Source organism: Streptomyces sp. NPDC059832 (genome assembly GCF_042731715.1).
In the GTDB taxonomy this organism is placed as follows: Bacteria; Actinomycetota; Actinomycetes; order Streptomycetales; family Streptomycetaceae; genus Streptomyces.
In genome coordinates this window covers 166906-186276 of record NZ_JBHWIY010000006.1, presented here as the reverse complement: position 1 = coordinate 186276, position 19371 = coordinate 166906, and the positions used below count along the sequence as shown (strand labels likewise).

The 19371-nt window shown below is 71.6% G+C and carries 19 protein-coding genes and 1 riboswitch; of the genes, 9 read left to right on the top strand and 10 right to left on the bottom strand.

Annotated elements, in window-relative coordinates; genetic code table 11:
- Nucleotides 1-12 precede the first annotated feature (12 nt).
- Nucleotides 13-1947, bottom strand: coding sequence for an anthranilate synthase family protein (locus ACFV8T_RS13125; RefSeq protein WP_385327046.1), 1935 nt, complete (start codon nucleotides 1945-1947; stop codon nucleotides 13-15).
- Nucleotides 1948-2040: 93 nt separating this feature from the next.
- Entirely contained in the window at nucleotides 2041-2097 is a 57-nt protein-coding gene (locus ACFV8T_RS13120) for a trp operon leader peptide (RefSeq protein WP_107408160.1), read from the bottom strand.
- A gap of 103 nt (nucleotides 2098-2200) precedes the next feature.
- Between ACFV8T_RS13120 and ACFV8T_RS13115 the strand changes: the two genes are divergently transcribed.
- Together ACFV8T_RS13115 and ACFV8T_RS13110 are read left to right on the top strand one after the other, a co-directional pair.
- Entirely contained in the window at nucleotides 2201-3547 is a 1347-nt protein-coding gene (locus tag ACFV8T_RS13115) for a class II 3-deoxy-7-phosphoheptulonate synthase (RefSeq protein WP_266420370.1), read from the top strand.
- Nucleotides 3548-3720: 173 nt separating this feature from the next.
- Entirely contained in the window at nucleotides 3721-4029 is a 309-nt protein-coding gene (locus ACFV8T_RS13110; protein WP_385327045.1) for a bacterioferritin-associated ferredoxin, read from the top strand.
- A gap of 15 nt (nucleotides 4030-4044) precedes the next feature.
- Here the strand turns inward: ACFV8T_RS13110 and bfr are convergent, their stop codons facing one another.
- Nucleotides 4045-4524, bottom strand: a complete 480-nt coding sequence (gene bfr, locus ACFV8T_RS13105) for a bacterioferritin (RefSeq protein ID WP_124718145.1) — start codon at nucleotides 4522-4524, stop codon at nucleotides 4045-4047.
- Nucleotides 4525-4679: 155 nt separating this feature from the next.
- Between bfr and ACFV8T_RS13100 the strand changes: the two genes are divergently transcribed.
- Complete coding sequence (locus ACFV8T_RS13100; protein ID WP_384761022.1) at nucleotides 4680-5312, top strand: sulfite oxidase-like oxidoreductase; 633 nt, start codon at nucleotides 4680-4682, stop codon at nucleotides 5310-5312.
- 32 nt (nucleotides 5313-5344) lie between these two features.
- Here ACFV8T_RS13100 and ACFV8T_RS13095 read toward each other — a convergent pair whose 3' ends face one another.
- The 6 genes from ACFV8T_RS13095 to thiO form a co-directional block, all read right to left on the bottom strand.
- Nucleotides 5345-5956: a DUF4396 domain-containing protein gene (locus tag ACFV8T_RS13095; RefSeq protein ID WP_385327043.1), complete on the bottom strand. Its 612-nt coding sequence runs from the start codon at nucleotides 5954-5956 to the stop codon at nucleotides 5345-5347.
- Between the two features lie 80 nt (nucleotides 5957-6036).
- A complete protein-coding gene (locus ACFV8T_RS13090; RefSeq protein ID WP_385327041.1) occupies nucleotides 6037-6891 on the bottom strand; it encodes a deoxyribonuclease IV in 855 nt (284 codons plus the stop codon).
- Between the two features lie 6 nt (nucleotides 6892-6897).
- Nucleotides 6898-8814 carry a Stk1 family PASTA domain-containing Ser/Thr kinase gene (pknB, locus tag ACFV8T_RS13085; protein ID WP_385327040.1) on the bottom strand — a complete coding sequence of 639 codons (1917 nt, stop codon included), beginning with the start codon at nucleotides 8812-8814 and terminating at the stop codon, nucleotides 6898-6900.
- Between the two features lie 111 nt (nucleotides 8815-8925).
- Entirely contained in the window at nucleotides 8926-9720 is a 795-nt protein-coding gene (locus ACFV8T_RS13080) for a thiazole synthase (RefSeq protein ID WP_385327038.1), read from the bottom strand.
- A gap of 2 nt (nucleotides 9721-9722) precedes the next feature.
- Nucleotides 9723-9950 carry a sulfur carrier protein ThiS gene (thiS, locus tag ACFV8T_RS13075; RefSeq protein WP_385327037.1) on the bottom strand — a complete coding sequence of 76 codons (228 nt, stop codon included), beginning with the start codon at nucleotides 9948-9950 and terminating at the stop codon, nucleotides 9723-9725.
- Nucleotides 9947-11131, bottom strand: a complete 1185-nt coding sequence (gene thiO, locus ACFV8T_RS13070; protein WP_385327036.1) for a glycine oxidase ThiO — start codon at nucleotides 11129-11131, stop codon at nucleotides 9947-9949. The genes thiS and thiO overlap by 4 nt, the downstream gene beginning before the upstream one ends.
- Nucleotides 11129-11241, bottom strand: a riboswitch (TPP riboswitch). It overlaps the preceding gene by 3 nt.
- A 226-nt stretch (nucleotides 11242-11467) precedes the next feature.
- Between thiO and ACFV8T_RS13065 the strand changes: the two genes are divergently transcribed.
- From ACFV8T_RS13065 to ACFV8T_RS13040, 6 genes are all read left to right on the top strand, one after another.
- Nucleotides 11468-12724: an NAD(P)/FAD-dependent oxidoreductase gene (locus ACFV8T_RS13065; protein WP_385327034.1), complete on the top strand. Its 1257-nt coding sequence runs from the start codon at nucleotides 11468-11470 to the stop codon at nucleotides 12722-12724.
- 142 nt (nucleotides 12725-12866) lie between these two features.
- Nucleotides 12867-14615 carry a peptide-N4-asparagine amidase gene (locus ACFV8T_RS13060; protein ID WP_385327032.1) on the top strand — a complete coding sequence of 583 codons (1749 nt, stop codon included), beginning with the start codon at nucleotides 12867-12869 and terminating at the stop codon, nucleotides 14613-14615.
- Between the two features lie 43 nt (nucleotides 14616-14658).
- Nucleotides 14659-15024: an Rv2175c family DNA-binding protein gene (locus tag ACFV8T_RS13055; protein WP_385327030.1), complete on the top strand. Its 366-nt coding sequence runs from the start codon at nucleotides 14659-14661 to the stop codon at nucleotides 15022-15024.
- 107 nt (nucleotides 15025-15131) lie between these two features.
- Entirely contained in the window at nucleotides 15132-15785 is a 654-nt protein-coding gene (gene thiE / locus ACFV8T_RS13050) for a thiamine phosphate synthase (protein WP_385327028.1), read from the top strand.
- A 99-nt stretch (nucleotides 15786-15884) separates the two neighbouring features.
- Nucleotides 15885-16802, top strand: coding sequence for a methylenetetrahydrofolate reductase [NAD(P)H] (gene metF, locus ACFV8T_RS13045; protein WP_385327027.1), 918 nt, complete (start codon nucleotides 15885-15887; stop codon nucleotides 16800-16802).
- A 50-nt stretch (nucleotides 16803-16852) separates the two neighbouring features.
- Nucleotides 16853-17779, top strand: a complete 927-nt coding sequence (locus tag ACFV8T_RS13040; protein ID WP_385327025.1) for a hypothetical protein — start codon at nucleotides 16853-16855, stop codon at nucleotides 17777-17779.
- 52 nt (nucleotides 17780-17831) lie between these two features.
- Here ACFV8T_RS13040 and ACFV8T_RS13035 read toward each other — a convergent pair whose 3' ends face one another.
- Nucleotides 17832-19349: a phytoene desaturase family protein gene (locus ACFV8T_RS13035; RefSeq protein WP_385327023.1), complete on the bottom strand. Its 1518-nt coding sequence runs from the start codon at nucleotides 19347-19349 to the stop codon at nucleotides 17832-17834.
- Between the last annotated feature and the right edge of the window lie 22 nt (nucleotides 19350-19371).

The following is a 19371-nucleotide window of genomic DNA, read 5'->3' as shown; positions in this document are numbered from 1 at the left end:
CCGTCCGCCCCTTCAGCCGGCCACCGGCAGCCCCGCCAGCAGCTCCGCGACGATCGTCGCGCCGCGCAGCGTCAGCACCGACTCCGGGTGGAACTGCACCGAGGCGAAGCCCGGCCCGCGCAGCGCGTGCAGCTCACCGGTGGCCGCGTCCACGCTCGCCCCGACACCGTGCGCCGCGAGCTCGGTGACCACCGCCTCGTCGCAGCGCGCGGTGAAGCTGTTGTAGAAGCCGACCGTCTCCGGCCGCCCGAACAGCTCGATCCGGGTCTGCGCGCCCTGGTGCGGCACGGTCTTGCGGACGATCTCCAGACCCAGCTCCGCCGCGATCAGCTCATGGCCGAGGCAGACCCCCAGCAGGCCGTGCCGGTGATCACGGACCAGCTCCGCGGCGAGCCCGCGCAGCAGCCGCATCTTCGGATCGGCGGTGTCGCCCGGATTCCCCGGCCCGGGACCCAGCACGACCGGCCCCTCGTGCGCCCGCACCCGTTCGCGCAGCCCCGGCTCGTCGTAGCGGTGCACCGACACATCGAGGCCCGAGGAACGGAGCAGATGCGCCAGCATCGCGGTGAAGGTGTCCTCCCCGTCGATCACCAGCGCCCGCCCGGACAGCTCGTGCGTACGCTCCTGCATCCGCAGCCAGAACGGCGCGAGACCGTCCCGCCGGGCGTCCAGCGCGGCCTGCACGCGCGGGTCGCCCGCCAGCCGCGGCCGGGCCGCCTCGTCCCGCGGACGGCCGGGCCGCACCCCCAGTGCGGCGAGCACGCCGGCCGCCTTCGCATGGGTCTCGGCGACCTCGCCGTCCGGATCGGAGTGCCGTACGAGCGTCGCCCCGACCGGCACCCGCAGCTGCCCGCCGGCCGAGATGTCGGCGGTACGGATCAGGATCGGCGAGTCCAGGGTCTGCGCCCCGCCCGGCTCCTGCCGCAACAGCGCCAGGGCCCCCGCGTAGTAGCCGCGCCCGCCGGGCTCGTACCGCTCGATGACCCGGCAGGCGTTCTGCACCGGGGAGCCGGTGACCGTCGCCGCGAACATGGTCTCCTTCAGCACCTCCCGCACATCCAGCGAGGAGCGCCCGCGCAGCTCGTACTCCGTATGGGCGAGATGGGCCATCTCCTTGAGCCGCGGCCCGATCACCACCCCGCCCATGTCGCCGACGGTGCACATCATCTTGAGCTCCTCGTCGACCACCATGGAGAGCTCCTCGGTCTCCTTGCGGTCGGCGAGGAAGGCCAGCAGACCCTCCGCGGTCGGGCCCTCGGCGGGGTAGCGGTACGTCCCGCTGATCGGGTTCATCACGACCGTCCCGCCGGACATCCGCACATGCACCTCGGGACTGGCGCCGACCAGCGTCCGCCCGCCCGTCGCCCGCCGTCCCGACGGGGATGGCCCTTCGGGTCCGCTGTCACCCGTGTGCACGACGAAGGTCCAGTACGCGCCGCGCTCACCGGCCAGCAGCCGCCGGAAGAGGGCCAGCGCGTCGGCCCGGCCGAAGCCGGGGATCTCCCCCCGGAAGGTCCGCCGGATGACGAAGTTCGCGCCCTCGCCCTGCCCGATCTCGTCCTCGACGACCCGCCGGACGATCCCCGCGTACTCCTCGTCCCCGACGTCGAACGCACCGCCCTCGACCCGCACGTCCCGGACCGGCAGACGGTCCAGCACCTCGGCGAGCGGCAGCTCGTACGTCTCGTCCGCGACCAGCACGGACAGCGGTGTCCCGTCGTCGCGCACATCGAAACCGCGCTCGGCGATCTGCCGGAACGGCACCAGGGCGAGCGAGGGCAGTTCACCTACCGGGAGATCGGCGAGCCGGTCCACTTCCCGCACCCGGCCGATCAGCACCTCGACGGTGTCCTGGTCGCGGCCGGGGGTGCGCCTGCGCAGCAGCGCGAACGGCGGGCAGTCGTCACTCAGGAGCCTGTGGACGACGGCGTCGGTGCGGTGAGGCATGGGGGTGTTCCTTCCGGATGGAGGAACGGCTCCCGAAAACGCGGAAAAGGCCGCCCCTCGGGCGGCCTTCGCGTGGTCTGTCGCGCGCGATTGTCAGTGGGCCGCCGGATGAGCGGTCCACCACCAGTTCTGGTTTGTCTGCGCGAACATGCCCTGAACCCTAGCGGACGCCGATGACGTCCGAGCGCGCGTCTCATCTATTGAGCTCGCGGATGGACGCACCGCCGGAACCCGTAGTGTTGAGGTTGTGACCGTGAACGCCAATACCTCCGTCGCCGGTGGCAACACCTGGCGAGACCTTCCCGCGGCGCAGCAGCCCGAGTACCCCGATGCCGAGGCTCTGCGCGATGTACTCGCGGACCTCGCGTCGTATCCGCCCCTCGTCTTCGCGGGCGAGTGCGACCAGCTGCGCGCCCGCATGGGAGCCGTCGCCAAGGGCGAGGCGTTCCTGCTGCAGGGCGGTGACTGCGCCGAGGCCTTCGACGCCGTGTCGGCCGACCACATCCGGGCCAAGCTGAAGACGCTGCTCCAGATGAGCGCCGTCCTGACGTACGCGGCCTCCGTGCCCGTCGTCAAGGTGGGCCGGATCGCCGGGCAGTACTCCAAGCCGCGCTCCAAGCCGACCGAGACCCGCGACGGCGTCACCCTGCCGACCTACCGCGGCGACTCCGTCAACGGCTTCGCCTTCACCGAGAAGGACCGCGTCCCGGACCCGGACCGGCTGAAGCAGATGTACCACGCATCCGCTTCCACGCTGAACCTGGTCCGCGCCTTCACCACCGGCGGTTACGCCGACCTGCGCCAGGTGCACGCCTGGAACCAGGACTTCGTGAAGTCGTCCCCGTCCGGCCAGCGCTACGAGGCGCTCGCCCGCGAGATCGACAACGCGCTGAACTTCATGAAGGCGTGCGGCACGGACCCGGCCGAGTTCAAGGCGGTCGAGTTCTACTCCTCGCACGAGGGCCTGCTGCTGGACTACGAGTCGGCGCTGACCCGCACCGACTCGCGCACCGGCGAGCTGTACGACACCTCCGGCCACATGGTCTGGATCGGTGAGCGCACCCGCCAGATGGACGGCGCGCACATCGAGTTCGCCTCGAAGATCCGCAACCCCATCGGGATCAAGCTCGGCCCGACGACCACGGTCGACGAGGCGCTCGGCTACATCGATCGCCTCGACCCCGAGCGCGAGCCCGGCCGGCTGACCTTCATCGTCCGGATGGGCGCCGACAAGGTCCGCGACAAGCTCCCGGCCCTGGTCGAGAAGGTCACCGCATCCGGCGCCACCGTGGCGTGGGTGACCGACCCGATGCACGGCAACACCTTCGAGGCCGCCTCCGGCCACAAGACCCGCCGCTTCGACGACGTCCTGGACGAGGTCAAGGGCTTCTTCGAGGTGCACAAGGGCCTCGGCACGCACCCGGGCGGCATCCATGTCGAGCTCACCGGTGACGACGTCACCGAGTGCGTCGGTGGCGGACACGAGATCTTCGTGGACGATCTGCACCAGCGCTACGAGACGGCCTGCGACCCGCGGCTCAACCGCAGCCAGTCCCTCGACCTGGCGTTCCTGGTCGCCGAGATGTACCGGGACCAGTAGGCGTCACCGCAGGTGGCGCGCGTACGACTGTGGGGCACGGATCGATGTGATCCGTGCCCCACAGGGCGTTCGGGGGCTTTCAACGCCTTCCGGCGCCGGGTAAGGTTAGGTTAGCCTCACCGATAGACGGGGTGGCAGCCAACGACGACCGATCCCGCCGGGAGGTGAACCGCGTGTACGTCTGCTCGTGCTTCGGCATCACGGAGAAGCAGGTCAAGGAGCATGCGGACGCCGGGGCGTGTACACCCCGGCAGATAGCCTCGGCCTGCAAGGCGGGTACCGACTGCGGCGGCTGTGTCCGGGCCATCCAGGCCGTGCTCGGCCGTGGCGCCTGCCCGCGCCGCGAACTGCTCGACCGGAAGCGGACCCCCGGCACCGCCGACGAGACCACCACGGGCGCCGGATCCGGGACGGAGCCGGGCATCGCTCCCGGCATCGCCCCGGGCGTGGCGCCGGGAATCCCGCTCCCCGACGCGGCCTGATCCAAACGAGAAATCCTAGCTGTCCGGCTGCTCGATCAGCTGGGCGATGTACAGCGGCTCGCCGAGCTTCTCGACCAGTTCCAGCTGGGTGTCGAGGTAGTCGATGTGGTGCTCCTCGTCCGCCAGGATCGACTCGAAGATGTTCGCGGACGTGATGTCGCCCTTGCCGCGCATCAGCTCGATCCCGCGCTTGAGGCGGTCGATCGCCTCCACCTCGACCTGGCGGTCGGCCTGGAACATCTCGGTGACGGTCTGGCCCACCCGTACATGGAACAGCCGCTGGTAGTTGGGCAGTCCGTCGAGGAAGAGGATGCGGTCCGTGAGGATCTCGGCGTGCTTCATCTCGTCGAACGACTCGGAGCGGGTGTACTTCGCGAGCTTCGTCCAGCCGAAGTTGTCCTGCATCTTCGCGTGCAGGAAGTACTGATTGATGGCAGTCAATTCTGCGGTCAGCTGCTCGTTCAGGAACTCAAGGACCTCGGGGTCGCCCTGCATCGCAGAGGCTCCTTCCAACCGGTGAACTGGGCAAGTTGGCCGCATCCTGTCATCGCACCCGATGGCCGTCCAGTAAGTACAGACTTACTGCGAGTTGTCCGGATTGCCCCCTGCCCTGGTCAGGACCACCCCTGCCTGTCTGTCACCATGGAGTCATGGGTCAGCCGGAAAGCCGGGAACAGCGCGCGTCAGAGCAGTCCGAGCTTCCGCCGGGACAGCGACTCCAGCGTGGTTGGCCGGTTACCCACTACGGGCCCGTGCCCAAGTTCAAGCCGGACCGCTGGGAGTTCCGGGTCTTCGGGGCCACCGCCGACGGCGAGAAGCACTGCTGGAACCACCAGGAGTTCTCGGTGCTGCCGTTCGCCTCGGTCGTCGCCGACCTGCACTGCGTCACGAAATTCAGCATGATCGGTGCCGAATGGGGCGGAGTCCTGGCCCGCACGGTGCTGGAACTCGCGCCGCCCGCGCCGAACGTCACCCATGTGATGGTCTGGGCCGAGTACGGATTCAGCTCCAACCTGAGGCTCTCCGACTTCGCCTCGGACCGAACACTTTTCGCCACTCACAAGGGCGGTGAACTGCTCACCGCCGAGCACGGATTTCCGCTCCGCCTCGTCGTGCCGCATCTCTACGCCTGGAAGGGGCCCAAGTGGGTCCGGGGCGTCGAGTACATGACGGCCGACCGCCGCGGCTTCTGGGAGGAGCGCGGCTATCACAACATCGGTGACCCGTGGAGCGAGCAGCGGTACTCCTACCAGGAGGAGCCCGGGGACGGCCCCGAGCTCTGACCTGATGGCTCCGGGCCGGCCCGGCCCGTTCCTCAGTGGTGGTACTGGTGCACCACCGCGTGCCCCTTGCCCCGGCCGATCATCCACTTGTTGACCGGTGTGGTGACGACGAAGGCGACGGCGAGCGAGAGCGCGAGCGCGCCCCAGAACAGCGCGTCGGAGAGGGTGGCGTCCATGGCGCCCGGCCACAGCGCGATCACGCCGTTGTCGATCAGCTCCATCACCGCGATGGACAGGGTGTCGGCGGCGAAGGCGACCCGCAGGGCGGTGCGGAAGTCGACGCCCGCCTTCAGGATCGAGCGCAGGGTGAGCGTGTAGCCGAAGAGGAACGCCAGGACGATGGCGAGCACCATCGTCGCCATGTTGCCCCAGCCGAGCGCCGTGCCGATCACCATGCCGAGGATCTCGCCGACGGCGCAGCCGGTGAGGCAGTGCAGCGTGGCCCGAGCGGCCATGGCCCAGTCCACCTTGCCGGGGTGATGGCCGGCGTGCCCGGCGTGGTCGCCGTGGCCTGAGTGACCGGCATGATCCGAGTGACCCGCGTGATCTGCATGGCCCGAGTGGGCCGTGTGGTCCGCGTGGCCTGAATGGGTTGCATGGTCCGCGTGGTGGCTGTGCTGCCCCTGGTGTGTGTCGTGCTGCATGGCGATCCCCCGATGCCGAGTAGCGGTTCCTGCCGACAGCAAGAACCGTATACCCCCATGGGGTATTCCTCAATGGGGAATCAGGTGTCGCGCAGCCCCTTCAGCCGGGCCACGTCCGCCGCGTGGCCTTCCTTGCCGCCCGGCGTCTCGATGATCAGCGGCACGCCCGCGGTCGCCGGATGCGAGAACAGCTCACGGAACGGTTCCTCGCCGATGTGCCCGGCGCCGATGTTCTCGTGCCGGTCCTTGTGGGCTCCCACCACGTCCTTGGAGTCATTGGCGTGGATCAGTTTCAGCCGGCCCTCGCCGACCGTCGCCACCAGCAGATCCAGCGTCTGCCGCATGCCCGCCGGGCCGGTCAGATCGTGGCCCGCCGCGTAGATGTGGCAGGTGTCGAGGCAGATGCCGAGCTTGGGGTGGGCGTCGAGGGCGTCGAAGTACGGGCCGAAGTCCCACGTGCGCGAGCAGAGCGAGAACCCCTGCCCGGCGGTCGACTCCAGCAACAGATACGGGTCGTCGTCATGCGTCAGCTCGTCCAGGAGCGGCCGCATGTGCGTGCGTACCTGCGCGAGGGCCTGCTCGCGCGGCCGGCCGCCGGTCGCCGATCCGGTGTGCACCACGACGCCCAGGGCGCCGATCTCGCGGGCGCGGCGCAGCGAGTGGCGCAGCGAATCCACGGACTTCTCGACGGTCGCCTCGGTGTGCGATCCGAAGTTGATCAGGTACGGGGCGTGGACGTACGCCGGTATGGATTCGGCGGCGCACTCGGCACGGAACCGCTCGTCCTGGGCCGGGTTGCCGGCGGGGGTCGCCCAGCCGCGCGGGTTGGCGACGAAGACCTGGACGGCCTCCGCCCCCATCCCGCGGGCGTAGGGGAGGCCGACCTTGGCGAGGCCGCCGGCCACCGGAACATGGCCGCCGACTGGGTTGCGCATGTGGATCTAGAGTCCCTTGGTCTTGATGGTGATGGTGCTGCCTTCGGGGGCCTGCTTGCCGCCGTCGACGGACTGACTCGCGACGGTGTCGCTGAAGGACAGGAACGGGCGGTCGACCTTGACCTCGAAGCCCGCGTCCTTCAGTGCGCTCGTGGCTTCGTCGACATCCTTGCCGGTGACGTCGGGGACGTCGATCATGCGCGGCCCGTCGGAGACCGTGAGCTCGACGGTGTCGCCCTCGGCGGCCTCGGTGCCCTCGCCCGGCGACTGCCGGGCGACGTCGCCCGCGTCCTCGGCGGAATCGACCCGGTCGGGCAGCACCTTTGCCTTCAGCCCCTCGTCCTCCAGCGCGGCGGTGGCGTCCTCGACGGACAGCCCGGTGACATCGGGGACGTCCACCGGAGCGCCCTTGCTGACGAAGAGGGCGACCGCCGAGTCCGGGTGGCGCTCGGTGTCCACCACGGGGTCCGTACGGATCACGTCGCCCTGTGCCGTCTCCTCGCTGAACTCCTTGGTGACCATGCCGGGCACCAGACCGGCCTTCTTCAGCTCACGCCTGGCGTCGGCGAGCGAGAGGTCCTGGACATCGGGCACCTTCACGATCTCGGGACCGCGCGAGACGACGAGCGTCACCGCGTCATTGCCCCTGACACGGGCGCCGGAATCCGGGTCGCTGCTGATGACCTTGCCGCGCTGCACCGTGTCGCTGTAGGCCCGCTTGACGCCCTTGAGGTCCAGACCGGCGTCCGAGAGCCGCTGCTCGGCGTTCTTCTCGGTCTGGCCGAGCAGCGGGGGCACCCGGGTGAACTGCCCGGAGTTGATGTACCAGACACCGGTACCGATCCCCAGCGCCAGCAGTACGGCGACGACCGCGGCTATGACGGAGCGCCGCGGTGCGGGGCGGCGCCGGCCCTGCGACGCGGTCCGCGGCGGCTCCGGCGGGGGCATTTCCAGCCGGCTGGTGTGGTGCGAGACGCCCTGGTCGGCCGGGAGCAGTCGCGGGATCACGCTGGTGCGGTCCTCGGCGGCGTCGTGCACCTCGGCGGTGGCCTGCGGCGGTACGGCGTCCAGCTGGGCGTCGGTGAGGCCGGAGCGGGCCTCACGGGTCTCGGCGAGCAGCGCCACCGCGTCGAACGGGCGGACCTCGGGGTCGCGGGCGGTGGCGCTCGCCACCAGGCCGTCGAGCTCCGCCGGAAGCCCCGGGACGGCGGCCGACGGCGGTGGGACGGCCTCGTTGAGGTGCTGGTAGATGACCTGGGCGGGGGTGTCGCCGCCGTGCGGCTTGGACCCGGTCAGCATTTCGTACAGGACGACGCCGCAGGCGTACACATCGGTGCGGGTGTCCGCCGTGCCGTTCTCTATCTGCTCGGGGGCGAGGTAGGAGACCGTGCCCAGGACGGACCCGGTGGTGTTGGTGACGGTGCCCACCGCCCGTACGAGTCCGAAGTCGGCGACCTTGACCCGGCCGTCGTCCCCTATCAGGACGTTCTCCGGCTTCATGTCGCGGTGCACGAAGCCCGCCCGGTGCGCCGCGCCGAGGGCGGCGAGGACCGGCTCCAGGATGTCCAGTGCGGCCCTCGGCTGAAGCGCGCCGCGATCACGCAGCACGTCGCGCAGGGTGCAGCCCGCGACGTACTCCATGGCCAGGTAGACGTACTGCCCCTGGGCGCCCTGGTCGAAGACCGCGACCACGTTGGGGTGCGCGAGCCGGGCCACGGACTTGGCCTCGCGGATGAAGCGCTCGACGAACGAGACGTCGGTCGCCAGCGCCGGGTGCATCACCTTGAGGGCGAGCACCCGGTCGAGCCGGGTGTCCACGGCCCGGTAGACCGTGGCCATGCCGCCCACGGCGATGCGGGCATCGACGCGGTAGCGGCCGTCGAGCAGCTGCCCGACAAGAGGGTCCTGGAGGGTCGTATCCACGCAGGTGAGTCTACGAGCCGCCACGGACACGGCCCACGGGCCGGGGCACTCCCGGGGCCGTACTGCAGCCGAGCCGTGACAGGAACATGCGCTGTCCGCCGTACCGGCGGCTCAGAAGGCCGGGCGCTCCGGGTCCAGCACCGCGCGCCCCTCCACCGGCGACGAGGCCTCGGCGAAGTGGCGGCGCGGAATCCGGCCGGCCCGGTACGCCAGCCGCCCGCCCGCCACCGCGTGCCGCATCGCCGTGGCCATCAGCTCGGGTTCCTGGGCCCGGGTCACCGCGGACGCCAGCATCACCGCCGCGCACCCCAGCTCCATCGCGAGCGCCGCGTCGGAGGCCGTCCCGGCGCCCGCGTCGAGGATCACCGGCACCCGGGCCTGCTCGACGATCAGCTGGAAGTTGTGCGGATTGCGGATGCCGAGCCCGGAGCCGATGGGGGAGCCGAGCGGCATGACCGCCGCGCACCCCACGTCCTGGAGCCTGCGGGCCAGCACCGGGTCGTCATTGGTGTACGGCAGCACGGTGAAGCCGTCGTCCACCAGGATCTCCGCGGCGTCCAGCAGCTCGATCGGGTCGGGCAGCAGGGTCCGCTCGTCGGCCACCACCTCCAGCTTGATCCAGTCGGTGCCGAGCGCCTCGCGGGCCAGCCGGGCGGTCAGCACGGCCTCGCCCGCGGTGAAGCAGCCCGCCGTGTTGGGCAGGACGCGGATGGAGAGCCGTCGCAGGACGGAGAGCACCGAGCCCTGCACGGTCGGGTCGAGGCGGCGCATCGCGACGGTGGTCAGCTCGGTGCCGGACGCGGTCAGGGAGCGCTCCAGCACATCGAGGCTCGGCGCCCCGCCCGTGCCCATGATCAGCCGGGAGCCGAACGTGGTGTCGCCGAGGGTGAAGAGGTCGTCCGGCATGGTCAGCCTCCCTGGACCGCGGTCAGGACCTCGACGCGGTCCCCGTCGCGGAGTGCGGCGGCGGACCACTGGCCGCGCGGTACGACGGTCTCGTTGACGGCGGCCGCGACGCCGGAGCGCGCGGCGGTCAGGGTGGCGACCAGGGTGTCCAGGGTGGTGCCCGCGGCGAGGAGCCGCACCTCGCCGTTCACGGACACGGACACGGCGGGGGGTACGGGCTCGGCGGTCATGCGGGCTGCTCCTGACGTACGGGGGCGGCGGCGGACGGGAAACGGCGCGGGGTGAAGGGGCGGGCCGGCTCGGGCGGCTCGCCGCCGGTGAGGAGCTCCGCCATGACGTCACCGGTGATGGGGGTGAGCAGCACCCCGTTGCGGTGGTGGCCGGTGGCGAGGTGGAGGCCGGGCAGGGCGGTGGGGCCGAGCAGCGGGGCGTTGTCGGGGGAGGCGGGGCGCAGGCCGGCCAGGGTCTCGGTGAGCGGCAGCTCGGTGATGCCGGGTACCAGCTCGTGGGCGTCCCGCAGCAGCTCATAGACGCCGCCCGCGGTGACGGTGGTGTCCCAGCCCAGCTCCTCGCTGGTGGCGCCGACGACCAGTTCGCCGTTCTCGCGCGGCACCAGATAGACATGGCTGCCCCGGACCACGGCCCGTACCGTCCGGCTCAGGAACGGTGCGTACGGGGCCGGCACGGTCAGCCGCAGCACCTGGCCCTTCACCGGCCGGACCGGCGGCACGACCTCGTCCGGCAGCCCCGGCAGCCGGCCGCTGAGGCTGCCCGCGGCGAGCACGACCTGGTCGGCCGCGAGCTCCGTGCCCGCGGCGAGCACCGCTCCGGCGGCCCGGTCGCCCACCACGCTCAGGCGCTCCACCCAGCCGCGGTGGAAGACCACCCCGGCCCGCTCGCAGGCGGTCAGCAGGGCGGCGGCCAGCCGGCGGGGATCGATCTGGTGGTCGCCGTCGACCCGCAGACCGCCGCGGACGCCCGGCGCGAGCATAGGCTCCAGCCGGCGGCACTCACGGCCGGTGAGCCACTCCGACTCCAGGCCCGAACGCCGCTGCAGGGCGTGCAGGTCCCGCAGATGGGCGCGGTCGTCGGAGTCCAGCGCGACGGCCAGGGTGCCGCAGGCGCGGAAGCCGGTTTCCTGCCCGCTCGCCGCCTCCAGCTCGGCCGCGAAGGCCGGATAGCGGGCGGCGGAGGCGACGTTGAGGCCCAGCAGGAGCTGTTCGCCGTAGTGGAGTTCGGTGACGGCGGCCAGCATGCCGGCCGCCACCCGGGCGGCCCCGCCACCCGGTTCGGGGTCGGCGACCGCGGTGCGCAGTCCGCGTTGCGCGGCCCGCCAGGCGATCACCAGGCCGATGATCCCGCCCCCGATGACCAGGACATCGGATCCGTTTCCGTTCCGAGAAGAACGCATGGGCTTCCAGCCCCTCCCTTCGCCGGCATGACCCGGATCAGGTTCGTACGGTCGGAGGCCGCCCAGCCTCCCTCTCAGCCCGGTGCGTCCGGGCTCCCGCGAGTGCTTTACGTCGGCCACCCTAAACCCCGTCCCCCCCCGGCCCGGTAAGGGAGCGGCCGCCGTGGCCCGTTCGCCCGGCGGATTCGCCCTGTCACCGGTGGCCGGCCGGGTCGGCACCCGGACCGGCGGCACCCCCGACCTCCTCCCCGTGGGAGTCGCAGGAGGGCGGTGGGACGAGCGCGGTCGGAGAACGCACCCTTTCCTGACGATCTATCAGGTGCTTAAGGTGTACAGGTGAGCGAGCAGCAGCAGTCGGAGCAGCCGGAACGGCGGGCGGGACGCCGCGTCGTCATCGTCGGTGCGGGCATGGCCGGGGTGCAGACCGCGGTGGCCCTACGGGAGCAGGGCTTCACCGGCCCCGTCACCCTGATCGGCGCCGAACCGCATCAGCCCTACGACCGGCCTCCGCTGTCCAAGGCGGTGCTCCTCGGCAAGGCCGAGGACTCCGCCTTCGACATCGACTTCGAGGCGCTGGAGATCGATCTGCGACTGGGCCGCGACGTCACCGGTGTGCGGCCCGCGGCGCATGAGCTGGACACCCTGTCGGGACCCGTTCCCTACGACGTCCTGGTGATCGCGACCGGTGCCGAACCGGTCGTCCTGCCCGGGTCCGAGGGCGTCCCCGGCGTCCATCTGCTGCGCACCCTCGACGACGCGGCACGCCTGCGGCCGGTCCTCGACGAGCAGCACGGCGTCGTGGTCGTCGGCGCGGGCTGGATCGGTGCCGAGTTCGCCACCGCGGCCCGTGCCGCGGGCTGCGCGGTCACCGTCGTCGAGGCCGCCGACCGCCCCCTCGCGGGCGCGCTGCCCGCGGAGGTCGCGGCCCCGATGGCCGCCTGGTACGCGGAGAGCGGCGCCGAACTCCTCACCGGAGCCCGGGTCGCCCGCATCGAGCCGGGCCGGGTGGTCCTCGCGGACGGCCGTACGGTCCCGGCCGGAGCGGTCGTCGTCGGAATCGGCGCCCGGCCCGCCACCGGCTGGCTGGCCGGCTCCGGCATCGCGCTCGGCCCCGACGGATCGGTGACCGCCGACGGGGCGCTGCGCACCTCGCTGCCCGATGTGTACGCGGTCGGCGACTGCGCCTCGTTCCCCTCCGCCCGGTACGGCGAACGCCTGCTCGTCCACCACTGGGACAACGCGCTCCAGGGCCCGCGCACCGCCGCCGCCAACATCATCGGGGCAGCCGCCGCCGACGGCCCGGCGCCGATGACCTACGACCCCGTGCCGTACTTCTGGTCCGAGCAGTTCGACCGGTTCGTGCAGTACGCGGGCCACCACGGGAGCGCCGACACCCTGCTGTGGCGCGGCGATCCGGCCGAAGCCGCCTGGTCGGTGTGCTGGCTGCGCGAGGGCGTGCTGGTCGCGGTTCTCGCCGTCGGCCGGCCGCGCGATCTGGCGCAGGGGCGCAAGCTCATCGAGGCGGGGGCGCGGCTCGATCCGGCGCGGGCCGCCGACCCCTCCGTACCGCTGAAGTCGACGATCCGTCAGTAGCGGGGCCCGCGGGGCGTGCGGAGTGTCCGGTATGCGGGCGGCCCCTTGGACGGCGGCCGAAATTGGTGCACTGTACATCTTTTGGATCACCGATTCCGGATCACTGAATCGGGATCACCGACTCGTTTCCCGAAGGAAGTACATGTCCCGACACAGATGGGTCCGCGTCCTGCGCAGGATCTCCGTGGCCTCGGCCTCGATCGCCCTGGCCGGCGGCGCGCTCGTCGCCCCGGCGAACGCGGGCACCGCCCCGAAGCCAGGATCCAATCCGGCCGTCGACTACCAGGACCCGGTCGACGCGCTGCCGCCGGTCTCCCGTCCCGACACCGGGCACTGCGCGGTGACGGCCGTCGAGCACGACTTCGGCAACACCCTCGGCGGGCCGCCGTACACCACCACGCTCACCCCGCCCGACAAGTGCAAGGGCCCCTGGAACAAGGTCGTCCTCGACTGGTCGGCCAGCGTGAAGGGGCGTCAGTACGACCGTCTCGCCGCGGTGTTCGTCGGCGGCGCGGAGATCTTCCGCACCAGCACCGCCGAGCCCGACGAGGACGGCATCGCCTGGCACGTCGCCAAGGACATCACCGACTTCGCGCCGCTCCTCAAGGACCCGCAGAAGCTCCAGCTGGACCTCGGTAACGTGGTCAACGACACGTACACCGGTGTGTACAAGGTCAAGCTGACGATCACGTACTACCGGGCCGACAAGCGCCACCCGGCCGCACCGACGGCCGACCGGATCGTCCCCCTCGGCGACACCGGGTCCACCGGCGCCCCCTGGATGAGCGTCGGCAAGGGCGGTTCCACCAGCACCGACGTCACCTTCCCGCGCAATCTGACCGCCGCGCGCCTTCAGGTGTACGCCCGCGGCGGCGGCTGCGACGAGCAGTGGTTCGACGCGGTCCCCAGCGACCTCGCCGCCACCGCCCCGGACTACCTCTGCGGCGGCGGCCCCTACCGCGAGGTGCAGATCACCGTGGACGGGCGGCCCGCGGGTCTCGCCCAGCCGTACCCGGTGGTCTACTCCGGCGGCATCGTGCCGACCCTGTGGCGGCCCGTCCCGGCCATCGACCAGTTCAGGACCGAGGCGTACGACATCGACCTCACCCCCTTCGCCGGTGAACTGGCCGACGGCGAACCGCACGCCATCGGCATCACCCCGTACGGCGCGGCCGACAGCTGGATCGTCGACGGTTCGCTCTTCCTCCGCACGGACGCGCACGCGGCCCGTACGAGCGGCAGGGTCACCGTCGACACGCTCACCGACGAGCCCGTGGTGAAGACCGTCCAGACCCCGCGCGGCGACGGCTCCACCCATGTCGCCGTGTCGACCGGGCGCTCCTGGAAGATCTCGGGCTACGTCCGGACCTCGAAGGGCCGGGTCACCACCACCGTCGAGCAGAACTTCTCGTACACCAACGAGGACACGGTCTCCAGGACCGGCCAGCAGCAGACGATGCACCAGCGCGACCACGGCGCGACCACGGTGACGACCAGGACCGGCGGGCACACCGAGGCCCGGCGGCACGCCTGGTCCTACCCCATCGACGTCGACATGGACACCCCGCTCTACGGCGACTACAACAACTACGAGCTGAACGCCGCCGTCACCCAGCGCCGCGTGCTCCTCGACACGTCCAGGACGGGCTCCGCGCACCACTGGCGCACGGACGCGGTCACGGACGACACCGTGGACTCGACCGGAAGCCTCGCCCGCGAGAACGGCGCCGTCCGGGCCGCCGACGGCGCGTCGTCCGAGACGTACCGGGGCACCACCGACACCGGGGCCTGCTACGCGCGCTCCCTGACGACCGCGCACGGCTGGGTCACCGGTGACCGGCAGAGCCGCTGCCGGGTCGCCGACGTGGTCCGCGAGGCCCTGAAGGGCTGACTCCGGGTATCGGCTGTCGGTCCGGGATGGCAGGCTTGTCCCTGTGACCGAGATTGACGCAAAGATCGATGCTCTCGTCCCCGCCTGGCTCCACCTGCCCGACATCGCCGAAATGCTCGATGTCGAGGTGACGCGCGTGCGGCAGCTGGTCAAGGAGAGCCAGCTGATCGCCGTACGACGTGGTGAGAACCGGACACTTCAGGTGCCTGCTGCCTTCATCGACGGCAACAAGGTGGTCAAGGGCCTCTCCGGCACCCTGACGCTCCTGAGGGACGACGGCTACAACGACGAAGAGATGCTGGAGTGGCTCTTCACCCCCGACCCGAGCCTGCCGGGCACCCCCGCCCAGGCACTGAGCGAGAATCGTGGCACGGAGGTGAAGCGCCGCGCCCAGGCGCTCGCCGTCTGACCGCCGGCCGTATGTGAGGGGCGGGCCGCGCGACACCGCGCGGCCCGCGCCCCCGCACCGCCCGGCGACAACCGCTCCACGTTGCTCTCCCAGGGGGGAACCGCACCATGCCCACGCCTCGCGCGCTGCTGTCCGATGCCCGGCTCTATCTGTGCACGGACGCCCGCAGGCGCCAGGGCGACCTCCCCGAGTTCCTCGACGCCGTCCTCGCCTCCGGGGTGGACATCGTCCAGCTCCGCGACAAGGGCATGGAGGCGGCCGAGGAGCTCGACCACCTGGCCGTCCTCGCCGAGGCCTGCCGGCGCCACGGCAAGCTCCTCGCGGTGAACGACCGGGCCGATGTCGCCCATGCCATCGGCTCCCACGTGCTGCACCTCGGCCAGGGCGACCTGCCGGTGCCCGCAGCCCGAGCCGTACTCGGCGAGGACGTGCTGATCGGCCGCTCCACGCACGCCGGGTCCGAGGTCGACGCGGCCGTCGCCGAGCCCGGCGTGGACTACTTCTGCACCGGCCCCTGCTGGCCCACCCCGACCAAGCCCGGCCGGCACGCCCCGGGCCTGGACCTGGTGCGGTACGCCGCCTCGCTCGACCAGCCGCGCCCCTGGTTCGCCATCGGCGGGATCGACGCCGGCAATCTCGACGAGGTGCTGGACGCCGGAGCCCGCCGGGTCGTCGTCGTAAGGGCGATCACCGAGGCCACCGACCCGGCCGCCGCCACCGCCGAGCTGGCCGGGAGGATCCGGGCGCGCGCCACGGCGTGATCAGGCCAAGTGTCCGAAGGATGGACAAACAACCAGTCAATTCGGGCAATTCGCGCTGGTCCGGTCCTTCGGTCGTCGTGCTCTGGTTAACCTGCCCATATGGCCCTTGGCACACCATCCACCAGGACAGATCACGCACGCACGGTGCGTGAGCTCCTCGCGACCGGCAAGACCTCGTACTCGTTCGAGTTCTGGGCGCCCAAGACCGAGAAGGGCGAGCGGAACCTCTGGAACGCGCTGCGCCGGGTCGAGGCGGTGCGGCCGAGTTTCGTCTCCGTGACCTACGGGGCCGGTGGCTCCACCCGGACCGGGACGGTGAAGGCCACCGAGCAGATCGCGGCCGATTCCACCCTCACTCCGGTCGCCCACCTCACGGCGGTCAACCACTCCGTCGCCGAGCTGCGCAACATGATCGGGCAGTACGCGGACGCCGGGATCCGGAACATCCTCGCCGTGCGCGGAGACCCGCCGGGCGACCCGATGGGCGAGTGGATCGAGCATCCGCAGGGCGTGCGGTACGCGGCCGATCTCGTCCGGCTCATCAAGGAATCCGGCGATTTCTGCGTCGGCGTCGCGGCATTTCCCCAGATGCACCCGCGCTCGACCGACTGGGACACCGACATCCGGCATTTCGTGGACAAGTGCCGCGCCGGTGCCGACTATGCGATCACCCAGATGTTCTTCAATCCGGAGGACTATTTGCGTATGCGTGACCGTGTGGTCGCTGCGGGTTGCGAAACCCCGATCATTCCCGAGGTCATGCCGCTGACCAGCGTCAAACAGCTGGACAGGTTTGCGCAGCTCAGCAACGCGTCTTTCCCCTCGTCCCTGAAAGAACGCATCCTCGCCGCCAAGGACGATCCCGCCGCTGTACGCTCCATTGGCATCGACTTCGCAACGCAGTTCTGCGCGAGGCTGCGATCCGAGGGTGTGCCCGGATTGCACTTCATTACGCTCAACAACTCGACGGCGACGCTCGAAATCTACGAGAATCTCGGACTGCACAAGCAGTCGTGACCGGCCGTACCCGCCGCGATCCGGGGCGGTGGCCGTAGAAGGGGGCGGGCATGGGCTGGACGGTCCTCTACATCGCGTTCGGAATCGTCGCGCTGTGGCTGCTCGGCGAGGTGCTCCTGCAGTACAAGGCGCGCCTTCGCTGGAGACTGCTCGCCTTCGGGGGCTTCGGCTGCGTGGTCGTCGGCGTGCTGATCCCGTCGGTGTTCGTCATCGTCCTCGGCACGATCGCCTTCGCGACCGGCCAGACATACGTCACGCTCTCCTTCCGGCGCGGCTTCTCCACAGGCTGGGCCATAGGTGGCAGGCCCGGCGCGAGCCGTCGTCGCCGGGGCGGCGGCGACCGGGAGGGCCGCGGGCCCACGCTCCAGGTGTCGGACGTGGAGACGGCGTACGACGGGCAGGCCCCGCAGCGCGCGGACGCCGAGGCTCCGGCGACCGCGGTCTACGAACCCGAGCCGCTGCCGGACGACACCGGGCAGTACGGCGTCTACTCCGACCACCACCGGTCGCAGCAGGGGCCGGGCCAGGAGGGGCAGCCCCAGCCGCAGTACGCCGCGTACGACCCGTACACCACCCCCGCCCCTGCCTCCGCCGCGTACGGGGCGGAGGGCCAGGACCCGTACGCCGGTCAGGACCCGCTCGCCGGGCAGTACGACTACGGCACCGAGCGGCAGCAGTACGCCGCGTACTCCGACCCGTACATCGGGACCGGCACCAACGGCGGTCCCGCGCAGTACGAGGCGTACGACAGCTACGGCAACGGCTACGACAGCTTCGGTGGCCGGCAGCAGTACGACCCCGACCCGTACGCCCAGCAGCACGCTCCCGAGACCCCGCCCGGCGGCGTCTGGGTGCCTCAGCAGCGCGAGGGAGAGCAGTACCCGGTCACACCGCCGGAACAGCCCGCGCAGCCCGCCCCGTTCCCGAACGGCTACAACAACGGCAACGGCTACGACGAGCAGCAGTACCGCTACTGACGACGGGGCGGGCGGCCCGATCGCCGACGGGCCCGGCAGACGGCTCTCCCGGTCACTGGGAGCCGCGGAAGCCGTCACCCTCCACGATCAGCCCGGCGACCAGCGCTCCCGACATGCCCGCGTGGGCGAGCCCGCCGCCCGGGTGCGCCCAGCCGCCCGCGGCGTAGAGCCCCGGCAGCCGGGTGCGATTGCCCGGGTGAAGATACGCGCCGCCCGCCCCGGCCAGCGCGGGCGCGGGCACCGAACCGCCCTCGGCGCCGGTGTCGGCAGCGGTCTCGGCCGGCGTCCGCACCTCGGCATGGAGCAGCCGCTCCCGTATCCCGGGCACGGCCGCGGCCGCCGCCTCGATCAGCGCATCGGCGCACCGCTCGCGCGCCGCAGGGTCCGTCCAGTCCACCGCGCCGTGCGGGGCGACCGTCGCCATCAGCGTCACCGCCTCGTGCGCGTCGTCGGGGCGGGTCGACGGGTCGTCCGGGCGCAGCACCGTCACCGTGGGGCGCTCGGCGAGCCTTCCGCCGAACACCGCCGCGCGCTCCGCCGCGCCGTCCTCGGGATGCACCAGCGTCCGGTGCACGGCATCCGCGGGCCGGGCGCCGCGCAACGAGAGCAGAACCAGGAACCGGCCCGGCACCACCCCTTCTCCGGGCCGGGGCCGCACCGCCACGTCGCCGTCCTGCCACAGCTCCTGACCGGGCACCAGCCCCGGCCACGGCCGGGCCCCCAGCACCACATGGCCGGCCTCGGCGACCGTACCGTCCATCAGCTCGACGCCCGCCGCCCGGCCGTCCTTCTCGACGACCCGGGCCACCTCGGCGCCGAAGACGAACTCCACCTTCCGGGCCAGGCACCGCTCGTACACCGCCTGCGCCAGGGCCCGCATCCCACCGGCGACGTACCAGCTGCCGAACGTCTCCTCCATGTACGGCAGCAGGGCGGCTGCCGCCGGGGCGCGCAGCGGATCGAGCCCGTACGACAGGGCGTACCCGTCGAGGAGCGCGGCCAGCCGGGGGTCCGCCAGCTCCCACGCGCCGACCTCCGCGACCGTGCCCGCCTGTCGGTCGGAGCGCAGCAGGCGGCGCCGGCGGAGCGCCGGATACGGATCACGGCCGAGCACCTGCCGGTCGGGACGCAACGGCTCCTCCAGGAGCGGACGCCGGGACCGGTCCCAGGCGTCGCGCGCCCGGTCCAGGAACTCGCCCCAGGCCGCGCCGGCGCCGCCACCGAGTGCACCGTCCAGCGCGGAGACGACCCCGGCCCGTGAGGCGTTCGGCAGCGAGACCGCCGTGCCGTCGGCGAACAGATGACGGCTCGCCGGATCGACCTGGGTCATGGTGACGCACCGCTCCAGCGGCTCCTTGCCGGTCTTCACGAACAAGTCGCGGTAGACGGCGGGCAGATGCAGCAGCGTCGGGCCGGTGTCGAAGGCGAAGCCCTCATGGGCATGCCGGCCGACCGAACCGCCGAAGGTCTCCGACCGCTCGTACACCGTCACCCGGTGGCCTGCCACGGCAAGCCGGGCGGCCGCCGCCATCGCGCCCATCCCGGCGCCGATCACCGCAATACGTGCCATGTCAGTGACCTTAACGGCCGCC